Source organism: Burkholderia sp. Bp8994 (assembly GCF_003853805.1).
Lineage (GTDB): Bacteria > Pseudomonadota > Gammaproteobacteria > Burkholderiales > Burkholderiaceae > Burkholderia.
Window position 1 is genome coordinate 1 of sequence record NZ_QTQH01000019.1, and the last position, 12542, is coordinate 12542.

Sequence of the window (12542 nt, forward strand, 5' to 3'; positions counted from 1 at the left end):
GAAACCTGGGCGCTGATCGTGTGGCTCAACTACGCGGCCTGGCTGCACATGCGCCTGATGAAGGGCCTGCGCGGCGCCGTTGCCGCCTGGTGGGCGCTCACCGGCCTGCTCGTGACGACGTTCGCGTTCCTCGGTGTCAACATGTTCCTGTCCGGGCTGCACAGCTACGGCAAGCTGTAAGATTTCCGACGCGGGTCCGACAAAAGACCGCCGGCGCACTGCGTGCCCGGCGGTTTTCTTTTGTAACGGGCGGGCGGTCCGGGCGTCGAACGGCGCAGGATGGGTCGGGTCGAACGCTCATGAAGCGTGCGCGCCGCGCATGCAGGAGGAGCAGCACGATGTGGATCAAACACCCTTTGCGCACCGTACTGACCGGCGGTGACATCGCGCAGAGCCAGATTACGCCGCGCGCGGTGTTCGAGAACCGGCGGCGCGTCTTGCAGGCCGCCGGCCTGGCGGCGGCGGGCGGATTGCTCGGCGGCAGCGGCGCGGCGTTCGCCGCCTATGCGTCGCCCGACGCGCGGGCCGCGAAGCTCGTGGCGAAAACCAACCCGAAGTTCGTTGCGGCCGACCGGGTCACGCCGTTCAAGGACATCACGTCCTACAACAACTTCTACGAATTCGGCACCGACAAGGGCGACCCGGCGCAGAACGCCGGCACGCTGCGGTCGCGCCCGTGGCGCGTGAGCGTCGAAGGCGAGGTGCTGCACCCGAAGGTGTTCGATCTCGACGAACTGCTGAAGCTCGCGCCGCTCGAAGAGCGCGTGTACCGGCTGCGTTGCGTCGAAGGCTGGTCGATGGTGGTCCCGTGGATCGGCGTGCCGCTGTCCGAGCTGATCAAGCGCGTGCAACCGACCGGCAACGCGAAGTACGTGCAGTTCGTCACGCTGGCCGATCCGTCGCAGATGCCGGGGCTGTCGACGCCGGTGCTCGACTGGCCGTACTCGGAAGGGCTGCGGATGGACGAGGCGATGAATCCGCTGACGCTGCTGACGATGGGCGTGTACGGCCAGGTGTTGCCGAACCAGAACGGCGCGCCGGTGCGGATCGTCGTGCCGTGGAAGTACGGCTTCAAGAGTGCGAAGTCGCTCGTGAAGATCCGCTTCGTCGACAAGCAGCCGAAAACGAGCTGGAACACGTACGCGTCGAACGAATACGGCTTCTATTCGAACGTGAACCCGAACGTCGATCACCCGCGCTGGAGCCAGGCGACCGAGCGCCGGATCGGCGAGGACGGCTTCTTCACGCCGAAGCGCAAGACGCTGATGTTCAACGGCTACGGCGATCTCGTCGCGTCGATGTATCAGGGCATGGACCTGAAGAAGAACTTCTGAGTGCGCCGGTGAGAAACGACATGCCTCCTTCGACGCTGACGCCCGCGCGCGCGTCCGGCACGCGCACGGCTGCCGCCGGCAGTTCCCGGGGCGGCGCAGCGCGTGCTGCCGCGCCGCGCTGGCTTGCCCCCGCCAAGGTGCTGGTTTTCGCGGCCGGACTCTATCCGCTCACCCGTCTCGTGCTGTTCGGGCTGACCGACCGGCTCGGCGCGAACCCGGTCGAATTCATCACGCGTTCGACGGGCCTCTGGACGCTGGTGATGCTCTGCCTCACGCTCGGCGTCACACCGCTTCGGCGCGTGACGGGCGTTCCCGCGTTGCTGCGCTTTCGCCGGATGATCGGCCTGTTCGCGTTCTTTTACGCGACGCTGCATTTCACGACGTATCTGTGGTTCGACAAGTGGTTCGACGTGCTTGCGATCCTGACGGACGTCGGCAAGCGTCCGTTCATCACGGTCGGCTTCGCCGCGTTCGTGCTGCTGATTCCGCTGGCCGCGACCTCGCCGCGCGCGATGGTGCGCCGGCTCGGCCGTCACTGGGCGACGCTGCATCGCGCGATCTATGTGATCGCGCTGTTCGGCGTGCTGCATTTCTGGTGGATGAGGGCCGGCAAGCACAATCTCGCGCAGCCGAAGCTCTACGCGGTGATCGTTGCGGTGCTGCTCGGCTGGCGCCTGCTCGAATGGGGCTGGCGGCGCATCCGCGCGTGACGAGGCGGGCCCGGAAAAACAAAAGGCGATGACAGGCAGTCATCGCCTTGGTCGCGAAGGAAGCCGCGCGAGCGGCGGCGCGCGCTTACTGCGTGGCGGCCGGGCCGGATGCCGGCGTCACGGCCTTCGATGCATCGCTCGACAGCTCCGGTGACAGCGTGAGCGGCGTGCCGGAAGAATCGGGAATGCTGTCGGACGACGCGTTTTCATCGGTCGGCGTGACGTCGGACGGCGCCGTGTCCTGCTGCTGGATGGGCTTCGCCGGCAACGGGGGCACGGTGGGCAGATAGAGCGGACCGCGTTGACCGCAGCCGGCAAGAATCGCCAAAGCCGCTACAATCGCGCTCATCCGGAAAACGACTCGCATGATCGTCCCTGAACAATTTAACCGATAGAGTTTAGCATGTCCGATACTGAATACCTGGCCCGTGCCGAGGCCGTGCTGGCGGCCGTCGAGCGTACCGTGGATGCCGCGAACGACGGCGATCACGACATCGATCTGGAGCGCAACGGCAGCGTGCTGACGCTGACGTTCGAGAACGGCTCGAAGATCATCGTCAACCTCCAGCCGCCGATGAAGGAGCTGTGGATCGCCGCGAAGGCGGGCGGGTTCCATTACCGTTTCGTGGACGGCGAATGGCGCGATACGCGCACCGGCACCGAGTTCTTCGCGGCGCTCACCGAGTACGCGACGCAGCAGGCCGGCCTGCCGATCACGTTCGGCGCGTAACGCGTCCGGCGCTTGCTTGGCCGGGCGGCCGATACGCCGGATCGAAGCACAACGAAAAAGCGCCCCGCAGGGCGCTTTTTTCATGCTCGGGCCGTTCGTGTCAGTGGCCGCGGAACAGGTTCATGATGTCCTGCTTCTCCTGTTCGTCGACATGCGGCACCGCTTCGTCGGTGCTCTGCACCGCCGGCGCCTGCGGCACGCCGACCGTCGACACGAAGCCGTGCCCCGGCGTGAAGTCGGTGAAGTACAACTCGCTGCCGAGCGCCTGGACGTCGTCCGGCATCGTCGGCTTGAACTCCGGCACGCCCTTCAGCGCCGCGCCCATATAGTCGATCCAGACCGGCAACGACAGGCCGCCGCCGGTTTCGCGATCGCCGAGGCTGCGCGGGTTGTCGTAACCGATCCACGCGATCGCCGCGAGCGTGTGCTGGTAGCCGGCGAACCACGCGTCGTGCGAGTCGTTCGTCGTGCCGGTCTTGCCTGCGAGGTCGGTGCGCTTCAGCACGTTGGTGCGCGCGCCCGTGCCGCGCTGCGCGACGCTCTGCAGCAGGCTGTTCATCACGTATGCGTTGCGCGCGTCGATCGCGCGCGGCGCGTTTTGCTCGGCGATGAGCGGCTGCGCGCGGGCGACGACAGCGCCGTTCGGATCGGTCACTTCGGCGATCAGGTACGGATTCACGCGGAAGCCGCCGTTCGCGAACACCGAGTACGCGCCGGCCATCTGCAGCGGCGTGACCTGGCCCGCGCCGAGCGCCATCGGCAGGTAGGCCGGATGACGGTCGGCGTCGAAGCCGAAGCGCGTGATGTACTGCTGCGCGTACTTCGTGCCGATGTGGTTCAGGATCCGGATCGACACGAGGTTGCGCGAGCGCTGCAGCGCGGTGCGCATCGACATCGGGCCTTCGAAGCCGCCGCCGTAGTTCTTCGGTTCCCACGGCTGGCCGCCGGTTTCCGCTGCGCTGAAATACAGTGGGCCGTCGTTGATCACCGTGGCCGGACCGAGGCCCTTGTCGAGCGACGCCGAGTAGATGAACGGCTTGAACGACGAACCCGGTTGCCGCCACGCCTGCGTGACGTGGTTGAACTTGTTCTTGTTGTAGTCGAAGCCGCCGACCAGCGAGCGGATCGCGCCGTCCTGCGGAACGATCGAGATGAACGCGCCTTCGACCTGCGGCAACTGCGTGATCGACCACTTCCCGGCGTCGTTCTTCACGACCCGGACGATCGCGCCCGGGCGGATGCGGCGGTTCGGCTGCGCGCCGGCCGACAGCGCGCCCGACGCGAAGCGCAGGTTGTCGCCTTCGATCGTCGCGCTGCTGCCGTCGATGAAGGCGATGGTGATCTGGCGCGGGGTGGCTGCGGTGACGACCGCCGCGATCAGCTCGCCGTTGTCGGGGTGTTCGAGCAGCGCATCGTCGATCGCCTGCTCGCGATCGTCGGCGCCGGCCGGCAATTCGATGAAGCCTTCCGGCCCGCGATAGCCGTGGCGGCGCTCGTAATCCATGATGCCCTTGCGCAGCGAGGTGTAGGCAACCTGCTGGTCGGCGGAATCGATCGTCGTGACGACGTTGAAGCCGCGCGTGTAGGTTTCCTCGCGGTACTGCGCGTACATCATTTGTCGGACCATTTCCGCGACGTACTCGGCGTGCACGCTGAACTCGCGGCCCGCACCCTTGACGGCGAGCGGCTGCGCGACGGCTTGGTCGTACTGCTCGCGCGTGATGAAGTTCAGCTCGAGCATCCGCTGCAGGATGTATTCCTGGCGCACCTTCGCGCGCTTCGGATTGACGACCGGGTTGTACGCGGATGGCGCTTTCGGCAGCCCCGCGAGCATCGCCGCTTCGGCGAGCGTGATGTCCTTCAGGTCCTTGCCGAAATAGACCCGCGCGGCGCTCGCGAAGCCGTACGCACGCTGGCCGAGATAGATCTGATTCATGTAGACCTCGAGAATCTGATCCTTCGTCAGCGCGCGCTCGATCCGGTAGGCCAGCAGCATCTCGTAGATCTTGCGCGTGTAGGTCTTTTCGCTCGACAGGAAGAAGTTGCGCGCGACCTGCATCGTGATCGTGCTCGCGCCCTGCGACGCATGGCCATTCGTCAGTGCGACGAAGCCGGCGCGGGCGATGCCGGTGAGGTCGACGCCGCCGTGATCGTAGAAGCGTGCGTCCTCGATCGCGAGGATCGCCTTCTTGAGCGAGTCGGGCACGTCCTTGAAATGGACGATGTCGCGGCGTTCCTCGCCGAATTCGCCGATCAGCACGTGATCGGACGTATAGATGCGCAGCGGTACCTTCGGACGATAGTCGGTCAGCGCGTCGAGCGACGGCATGTTCGGCCACGCGACGACGAGCGCGTAGCCGAGCACGAGGCCGCCGGCCACGACGAGGGCCACGCACATCGCGGCGAGGCCGATCAGGACTTTCAGCCACCAGGACCGCTTCTTCGGCTCGGGCGCGGGAGGCGGGGACGTAGGAGACGTGGATTGCATAGGCATACCGGAAAACAGTCCCGCGATTATAGCTGCCCGGTAAGACCGGCCCTGACGCGGGGGGCGGCGGCCGGAAACCGGCTGATCGCGGTGCCGCCGGCATAGTGTCCGCGAGGTCGCCCCGTGCCACAACTGGCCGTCCGGCCGACTGTCGGGCACACGCGCCGCTTTGCAGAATCAGGCCTCGGAAACGCGGCGTGGGCCGCAACGATCGCGGGAGGCTGGGATGGCAGGACGATGGGCGGCGCGGTTCGCGCCGGGCAGGCACCGTTCGACGGGCATCGACGTCGGGGCGGACGAGGTGAGGGTGGCCGTGCTGAGCCGGCGCGGGCGGGCCCTGGAGGTGCGGGTCGAAGGACTCGAGCGGGAGCCGGTCGGATTGCAGGACGGGCCGGAGGAGGCGCGCTGGGCCGCGGTCGCACGCGCGCTGGCGGCGGCCGTGTCGCGATTGTCGGCGGCGGGCGTGCGCTGCGACACGCGCGGCGTGATGGCGCTGCGCGACGACGAAATGCGGACCGCGACGCTCGACCTGGCCGGGCGCGACGACGTCGCGGACGCCGCCCGGCAAGCCGCTGAACGGATCTCGGGGCTGCCGCCCGACAGTCTCGCGTTCGACTGGCGGCAGGACGACGGCGCGTGCCCGGGCGAGGTCGAGGTCGCCGTGGCGCCGCAGGCATTGCTCGAACGGCGGATCGACGTGGCCGCGCAGGCCGGCGTCGACCTGACGGCCGTCGACGGCGAGTCGGCCGCCGCGCTGCGCGCGTTGCGCTATGCCGCGCAGTTCGAACCCGACGCCCACGGCCCGTACGCCGCATTCTGGTTCTGCGACACGGGCGTACGCGGTTGGCGGGTCGACGGTGCGATCGCCGTACCGGTGCTCGCGGTGTCCGGCGACGTGCAGGCGGCGTTCCCCGACGCATTGCGCCAGTGCGTGTTCGAGCCGGTGCGCTGTGTGCTCGTGGCCGGCGACGCGCGCAGCATCGCCCGCTGCGGTACGTCGGCCGCCGATATCGGCGATGCGCTCGGCGTGGCCGCGGTGCCGTTCGACTGCACCGGATGGGACGGGCTGCCGGGCGCGCTCGCCGGAACGCAGGGCGGTCCGGCGTTTGCCCTCGCGATCGGGCTGGCGCTGCGCGGGGTGTGGGAATGATGGCCGATGTGGGGTTCGGGCGAACTGCCGCCGGCCACGCCGTGCTCGGCGGCTTCAATCTGCTGCCGTACCGTGAGCGGCTGGCGCAGGCGTTGCGGCGGCGCCGTGCCGCGCAGTGCGGGGCGGCGGTCGTGCTCGGCGTGCTCGGGGCCTGCGTTTGGACGGGTGCGGCGACGGCGTGGCGATGGCGCATGGATGCGGAGCGTACGCGTGTGGAGGCGCGGCTGCGGCAATTGCAGCCACGGATCGATGCCGCACGGCGCGCCGCCGGCGTGGCTGCCGACCTCGCGCGACGCGATGCACGGGCGGTCGTGCTTGCCGCGCCTTACCGGCGTGTCGCCGGGCTGCTCGCGACGCTGGCCCAGGTGCGCGACGACACCGTCCGGCTCGACGCATTGCGCACGACTGCGTCCGGCGCCGTGCTCGACGCGCGCACGACGAGTTACCGGGCGGCCGCGCGGTGGCTCGCACGGATTGCGGTCGAGCAGCGTGACTGGCGATTCGATGTCGGTGCGCTGACACCTGCTTCGGCCACGCCGGTCACGGGTTCGGCCGTGCCGTTCCGGTTTTCCGTGCAGGTGCGTTGGCACGACGCGCCGCCGCGGCAGAACGCAGCGGGAGGCGACGCATGACGGCGATCACGCATCGGTCCATGCCAGCCGGTGCCGGGCGGCGCGGCCGCATGGCGCGGATGTCGCCGGCTGCGGCGCATGCCATCGGCTGCGTGGCGGCGTTCGCGTGCGTGACGATGGGCACCATTCATCTGATGGATGCCGTCGACGCGAGCGGCCTCGCACGCAGTCGCGCGTTGCTGGCAACGGCACAAGTGCGTGCCGCCGACGCACAGCGGCTGCTCGCGACCGCGCCACGGCGCGACCCGGACCCGGCTGCCGGGCACGCCTCCAGCGTGCCGAGTGCGTCGGGGTGGCCCGCACTGATGCTCGAACTGGCGGACCTGGCCGGCGCGAGCGGACTGCGGATCGTGTCGATCGAGCCGCGGCGCACTGACGAAGCGGCGCCGGATGGCCGACGCACGGTGCGGATCGTCGCGGACGGCGGCTTTCCGGCGTTACTGCGGCTGATCGGCGGGCTGGCGAGTTTTCCCGCGCTGGTGGTGCCGTCGAGGCTGCATATTGAGCGCAAACCGCCCGCGTTGCGGGTGGACATGACGATCGACGTGCTTCCGGCGCTGTCGGGGGCTCGTGTTCCCGATGGCACGGTGCGGCTGCTTGCCGGCGTGCCGAGCGACGATCCATTCGGCGGCGATGGCTTGCCCGCGCAGGCCGACGATGCGACGCCGCGCCTGGCCGGCACGATTCGCGACGTACGCGCCGGGCTCGCGCTATTCGACGCGGGCGATGGCGCATTCGCGACCGTTGCGCCGGGCGAAGCGTTCGGGATGTCACGCGTGGTGAGCGTCGATGCCGGTGCGGTGACGCTTGCGACAGCTGATGGCGCGCGCCGGTTCGTCATGGATGACGGAGGTCGCCCATGACGAAGTACGGATGGCGGGCGATCGCATTCTGGGTCGGATCGGGCGTGGCCGCGGCACACGCGGCGCTGCCGCCGTTGCCCCTGTTGCCGCCTTTGCCGCCGGCCGGCTGGCCGATCGCATCGATGCAGGCGCATGCCCAGGACACACCGCTGCCGCAGGGCGCGCCCGACGGTGCGGACGGCGCAGCGCCCGCGCATGACGGCCCGCCGCCGTTCGATCGGGCAGTGCGCGCGGCGCTTCAAGCGGACACAACCGCACCGGTGCTCCGGCTGGAAGGGCCGCCGATTCCATTGCCGCCGCCGACGCGCATGAGCGACGCCGCGGCGCGGCACCCCGGCGATGCGGATGACGCGCGGCGGATCTCGCTGAATCTGCAAGGCGCCGGGCTCGCTGCCGCGTTCGACGCGCTCGCGCGATTCACCGGGCTGAACATCATCGTCGGCGAGCAGGTGCGCGGCACCGTGACGTTACGTCTGAACAATGTCCGCTGGCGCGATGCGTTCGACACGTTGCTCGACACGCACGGGCTGGCGATGTCCCGGCGCGGCAACGTGATCTGGGTCACGCCGGCGGCCGAGCTCGCCGCGCGCGAGCGCGAGCGCTTCGAAACGCATGCACGCGCGGCCGAGCTGGAGCCGCTCGCGAGCCGGACCTTCGCGCTGCATTACCCGCGCGCGCAGGACGTGCAGCGGCTGCTGGCCGGAGCGACCGGCCAGCGTCTGCTGTCGAAACGCGGCGCCGCGGCGGCCGACCCGCGCACGAACCTGTTGTTCGTCACCGATCTGGCGCCGCGCATCGCGCAGATCGCGGGCTTGATCGACGCGATCGACCGGCCATCGCGGCAGGTCCGGATCGAGGCGCGGATCGTAGAAGGCGAGCAAGGCTTCTCGCGCAACCTCGGCGCACGTGTCGCGCTGCGCGCGCAGGGACGGGCGCCCGCGGCCGACGGCGCGGCATTCGCGACGGACACGCGCAACGCGCTCGACCTGGCCGCACGACCGCTCGGCGGCTTCGAGGCGGCGACGGCCGGCTTCACGTTGTTCGCCGCGCCGCTCAGCCGCGTGCTCGACGTTGAATTGAGCGCGCTCGAGGCGCAGGGGCGGGGCCAGATCGTTTCCAGCCCGCGCGTTGTGACGGCCGACCGCGTGAAGGCGATCGTCGAACAGGGCTCGGAGCTGCCGTACCAGGCGAAGGTCGGCAACGGCGTGAGCGGCGTGCAGTTCCGCCGCGCGACGCTGAAGCTCGAGGTCGAGCCGCAGATCACGCCCGACGGACGCGTCGTGCTGGACCTGGACGTGACGAAGGACAGCATCGGCGAGCCGACGGCGGCCGGCCCGGCGATTCATACGAAGCACGTCCAGACACGCGTCGAGGTCGAGGACGGCGGAACGGTCGCGATCGGCGGGATTTACGAGCAGTTGAACCGGGACGATGTGACGCGGGTGCCGCTCTTGGGCAAAATACCGGTACTGGGCGCGCTTTTCCGGCACCGCGCACGGCGCGACCAGCGCAGCGAACTGGTCGTCTTCATCACGCCGACGGTCGTCGGCGCGCGTTGCGAAACGGCCGGCGCGGGCGACGCGGATGCGGGAAAAACGGGGCCGGAAGCTGGCGGCGCAGGCTCGACAAGGCAGCCGCTTTGCCAGTAAGCTGCGCCACACACCAGCAAGATTCAAGCAGAGGAAGCCGTTGCAAGCGCGGGACCCACATGCAAACGTATTTTTCGTCGGCCTTATGGGAGCGGGTAAGACCACCGTGGGCCGGGCGGTCGCGCGCCGGCTCGACAGGACGTTCTTCGACTCCGACCACGAAATCGAGGCCCGCACGGGTGCGCGCATTCCGGTGATCTTCGAGATGGAGGGCGAGGCCGGGTTTCGCGACCGCGAATCGCAGGTGATCGCCGATCTCACGCAGCGCGAGAACATCGTGCTTGCGACGGGCGGCGGCGCGGTGCTGCGGCCCGAGAATCGCGACTGCCTGAAAAGCAGCGGCATCGTCATCTATCTGCGCGCCAATCCGCACGATCTGTGGCTGCGCACCCGCAAGGACAAGAACCGCCCGCTGTTGCAGACCGACGATCCGAAGGCGCGTCTCGAAGCGCTCTACGAAGTGCGCGACCCGCTGTACCGCGAGTGCGCGGACTTCATCATCGAGACCGGCCGCCCGTCGGTCAACGGCCTCGTCAACATGGTGCTGATGCAACTCGAACTGGCAGGCGTCATCGCCAAGCCGCTACAAGCATGATTACCGTCAACGTCGATCTGGGCGAGCGCGCCTACCCGATTCATATTGGTGCCGGCCTGATCGGCCGCACCGAGCTGTTCGCCCCTCACATCACCGGTTCGTCGGTCACGATCGTCACGAACACGACGGTCGATCCGCTCTACGGCGACGTGCTGCGCGCGGCGCTCGCGCCGCTCGGCAAGCGCGTGTCGACGGTCGTGCTGCCGGACGGCGAGGCCTACAAGAACTGGGAAACGCTGAACCTGATCTTCGACGGCCTGCTGACCGAGCGCGCCGACCGCAAGACGACGCTCGTCGCACTCGGCGGCGGCGTGATCGGCGACATGACCGGCTTCGCCGCTGCGTGCTACATGCGCGGCGTGCCGTTCATCCAGGTGCCGACGACGCTGCTGTCGCAAGTCGATTCGTCGGTCGGCGGCAAGACGGGCATCAACCACCCGCTCGGCAAGAACATGATCGGTGCGTTCTACCAGCCGCAGGCCGTGATCGCCGATATCGGCGCGCTGACCACGTTGCCCGATCGCGAGCTGGCGGCCGGCGTGGCCGAGGTCATCAAGACGGGCGCGATCGCCGATGCGGCATTCTTCGACTGGATCGAGGCGAACGTCGAGGCGCTGAACCGCCGCGAGCCGGCCGCGCTCGCGCATGCGGTGAAGCGCTCGTGCGAGATCAAGGCGAGCGTGGTCGCAGCCGACGAACGCGAAGGCGGGCTGCGTGCGATCCTGAATTTCGGCCATACGTTCGGCCATGCGATCGAGGCCGGGCTCGGTTATGGCGAGTGGCTGCACGGCGAAGCGGTCGGCTGCGGGATGGTGATGGCGGGCGACCTGTCGGTGCGGCTCGGCCTGCTCGACGAAGCGTCGCGGCAGCGGCTCGACGCGGTGATCGCCGCCGCACATCTGCCGGTGCGCGGGCCGGCACTCGGCGATGCGCGCTACATGGACCTGATGCGCGTCGACAAGAAGGCTGAAGCCGGAGCGATCAAGTTCATCCTGCTGAAGCGATTCGGCGATACGCTGATCACCCAGGCGCCCGACGAAGCCGTGTTCGCTACGCTGGCGCAGACGACCCGGTAACGGCGCCCCGGATGCCCCGGCGCCCCTGACATGGAGGAGACGTGAGCGAGACATCCAGCAGCAAACCGACCCGAGCCGGCCGCGCATCTGCCGCGGCGCTGGCCGAGCCGCCGACGCTGGCGGCGCTGGAAGCCCATCTCGCTCCGTATGCCGCCCACGCGTCGCAGTCGCGCGGCCGCCGCCATCAGGAAACCCCGCCGGCGGCGCGCACCGAATTCCAGCGTGACCGCGACCGCATCGTTCATTCGACCGCGTTCCGCCGGCTCGAATACAAGACGCAGGTCTTCGTCAATCACGAAGGCGACCTGTTTCGCACCCGCCTCACGCACAGCCTCGAAGTCGCGCAGATCGCGCGTTCGGTCGCGCGCAACCTGCGCCTGAACGAGGATCTCGTCGAAGCGATCTCGCTCGCGCACGATCTCGGTCATACGCCGTTCGGCCATGCCGGGCAGGACGCGCTGAATGCGTGCATGCGCGAGCACGGCGGCTTCGAGCACAACCTGCAGAGCCTGGCGGTGGTCGACGAACTCGAGGAGCACTACGGCGCGTTCAATGGCCTGAACCTGTGCTTCGAGACGCGCGAAGGCATCCTCAAGCACTGTTCGCGCGAGAACGCCCGCAAGCTCGGCGCACTCGGCGAGCGTTTCCTGCAAGGCCGCCAGCCGTCGCTGGAAGCGCAGCTCGCGAACATTGCGGACGAAATCGCGTACAACAACCACGACGTCGACGACGGCCTGCGCTCCGGCCTGATCACGATCGAGCAGCTCGCCGAAGTCGAGCTGTGGCAGCGCCACTACGACGCGGCGCTCGCCGAATTCCCGCATCTCGAAGGCCGCCGCCTCGTGCACGAGACGGTGCGCCGCATCATCAACACGCTGATCGTCGACCTGATCGACGAGACCACGCGCAATCTCGCCCGTGTCGCGCCCGCGTCGCTCGACGACGTGCGCGCCGCGCCGCCGCTCGTCGCGCACAGCGAGCCGATCGCCGCGCAGGCGGCGGCCCTCAAGCGTTTCCTGTTCAAGAACCTGTATCGCCACTACAAGGTGATGCGCATGGCGAACAAGGCGCAGCGCGTCGTCACCGGGTTGTTCGACGCGTTCATCGACGATCCGCGCCTGCTGCCGCCGCCGTACCAGTCGGACGACGAAGCGCAGCAGCCGCGCCTCGTCGCGCACTACATCGCCGGCATGACCGACCGCTTCGCGCTGAAGGAATACCAGCGCCTGTTCGTCATCAACGACAACTGACTGTCACAAACGATCACTAGACTTCGCCGGTTCAATGGCGACGGGAATGTTGCACACGCTGTTGG

At 68.6% G+C, this 12542-nt stretch carries 13 protein-coding genes; 11 read left to right on the forward strand and 2 right to left on the reverse strand.

What is annotated here, in order from left to right; all coding sequences use genetic code 11:
* The 3 genes from ccsA to msrQ all read left to right on the forward strand — a co-directional run.
* On the forward strand, positions 1-180 hold a 180-nt coding region (gene ccsA / locus DIE04_RS20990; protein WP_171928181.1), incomplete at its 5' end, for a cytochrome c biogenesis protein CcsA.
* A 158-nt stretch (positions 181-338) separates the two neighbouring features.
* Positions 339-1334, forward strand: a complete 996-nt coding sequence (msrP, locus tag DIE04_RS20995) for a protein-methionine-sulfoxide reductase catalytic subunit MsrP (RefSeq protein WP_124522256.1) — start codon at positions 339-341, stop codon at positions 1332-1334.
* Between the two features lie 20 nt (positions 1335-1354).
* Positions 1355-2044, forward strand: a complete 690-nt coding sequence (gene msrQ / locus DIE04_RS21000) for a protein-methionine-sulfoxide reductase heme-binding subunit MsrQ (protein ID WP_124522254.1) — start codon at positions 1355-1357, stop codon at positions 2042-2044.
* 85 nt (positions 2045-2129) lie between these two features.
* Here msrQ and lptM read toward each other — a convergent pair whose 3' ends face one another.
* Positions 2130-2411 carry an LPS translocon maturation chaperone LptM gene (lptM, locus tag DIE04_RS21005; RefSeq protein ID WP_124522252.1) on the reverse strand — a complete coding sequence of 94 codons (282 nt, stop codon included), beginning with the start codon at positions 2409-2411 and terminating at the stop codon, positions 2130-2132.
* Between the two features lie 36 nt (positions 2412-2447).
* Between lptM and cyaY the strand changes: the two genes are divergently transcribed.
* Entirely contained in the window at positions 2448-2774 is a 327-nt protein-coding gene (gene cyaY / locus DIE04_RS21010; RefSeq protein WP_124487840.1) for an iron donor protein CyaY, read from the forward strand.
* 100 nt (positions 2775-2874) lie between these two features.
* Here the strand turns inward: cyaY and DIE04_RS21015 are convergent, their stop codons facing one another.
* Positions 2875-5262, reverse strand: coding sequence for a penicillin-binding protein 1A (locus DIE04_RS21015; RefSeq protein WP_082088581.1), 2388 nt, complete (start codon positions 5260-5262; stop codon positions 2875-2877).
* A gap of 226 nt (positions 5263-5488) precedes the next feature.
* Here DIE04_RS21015 and DIE04_RS21020 point away from each other — a divergent pair, with 226 nt between their 5' ends.
* From DIE04_RS21020 to DIE04_RS21050, 7 genes are read left to right on the forward strand one after another with little or no spacing between them, the layout of a single operon-like run.
* Positions 5489-6412, forward strand: coding sequence for a competence protein ComA (locus DIE04_RS21020; RefSeq protein WP_124522250.1), 924 nt, complete (start codon positions 5489-5491; stop codon positions 6410-6412).
* Positions 6409-7044 (forward strand): fimbrial protein, encoded by a 636-nt coding sequence (locus tag DIE04_RS21025; protein ID WP_124487842.1) that lies wholly within the window; start codon positions 6409-6411, stop codon positions 7042-7044. Before DIE04_RS21020 ends, DIE04_RS21025 begins: the two co-directional genes overlap by 4 nt.
* The gene (locus DIE04_RS21030) at positions 7041-7907 is read left to right on the forward strand and encodes a pilus assembly protein (protein WP_124522248.1); all 867 of its coding nucleotides are present in this window, start codon (positions 7041-7043) and stop codon (positions 7905-7907) included. Before DIE04_RS21025 ends, DIE04_RS21030 begins: the two co-directional genes overlap by 4 nt.
* Entirely contained in the window at positions 7904-9556 is a 1653-nt protein-coding gene (locus tag DIE04_RS21035) for a type IV pilus secretin PilQ (protein ID WP_124522246.1), read from the forward strand. Before DIE04_RS21030 ends, DIE04_RS21035 begins: the two co-directional genes overlap by 4 nt.
* Before the next feature lie 40 nt (positions 9557-9596).
* Complete coding sequence (locus tag DIE04_RS21040; RefSeq protein ID WP_082088580.1) at positions 9597-10151, forward strand: shikimate kinase; 555 nt, start codon at positions 9597-9599, stop codon at positions 10149-10151.
* Positions 10148-11227 carry a 3-dehydroquinate synthase gene (gene aroB, locus DIE04_RS21045; protein WP_044845981.1) on the forward strand — a complete coding sequence of 360 codons (1080 nt, stop codon included), beginning with the start codon at positions 10148-10150 and terminating at the stop codon, positions 11225-11227. The genes DIE04_RS21040 and aroB overlap by 4 nt, the downstream gene beginning before the upstream one ends.
* Before the next feature lie 41 nt (positions 11228-11268).
* The gene (locus DIE04_RS21050; protein WP_044845980.1) at positions 11269-12477 is read left to right on the forward strand and encodes a deoxyguanosinetriphosphate triphosphohydrolase; all 1209 of its coding nucleotides are present in this window, start codon (positions 11269-11271) and stop codon (positions 12475-12477) included.
* Positions 12478-12542 lie beyond the last annotated feature (65 nt).

Coding starts and splice junctions, on each gene's coding strand:
- DIE04_RS21030 (WP_124522248.1), top strand. CDS start 7,041: ATGACGGCGATCACGCATCGGTCCATGCCAGCCGGTGCCGGGCGGCGC.
- DIE04_RS21020 (WP_124522250.1), top strand. CDS start 5,489: ATGGCAGGACGATGGGCGGCGCGGTTCGCGCCGGGCAGGCACCGTTCG.
- DIE04_RS21025 (WP_124487842.1), top strand. CDS start 6,409: ATGATGGCCGATGTGGGGTTCGGGCGAACTGCCGCCGGCCACGCCGTG.
- cyaY (WP_124487840.1), top strand. CDS start 2,448: ATGTCCGATACTGAATACCTGGCCCGTGCCGAGGCCGTGCTGGCGGCC.
- msrQ (WP_124522254.1), top strand. CDS start 1,355: ATGCCTCCTTCGACGCTGACGCCCGCGCGCGCGTCCGGCACGCGCACG.
- DIE04_RS21015 (WP_082088581.1), bottom strand. CDS start 5,262: ATGCAATCCACGTCTCCTACGTCCCCGCCTCCCGCGCCCGAGCCGAAG.
- aroB (WP_044845981.1), top strand. CDS start 10,148: ATGATTACCGTCAACGTCGATCTGGGCGAGCGCGCCTACCCGATTCAT.
- DIE04_RS21035 (WP_124522246.1), top strand. CDS start 7,904: ATGACGAAGTACGGATGGCGGGCGATCGCATTCTGGGTCGGATCGGGC.
- msrP (WP_124522256.1), top strand. CDS start 339: ATGTGGATCAAACACCCTTTGCGCACCGTACTGACCGGCGGTGACATC.
- lptM (WP_124522252.1), bottom strand. CDS start 2,411: ATGCGAGTCGTTTTCCGGATGAGCGCGATTGTAGCGGCTTTGGCGATT.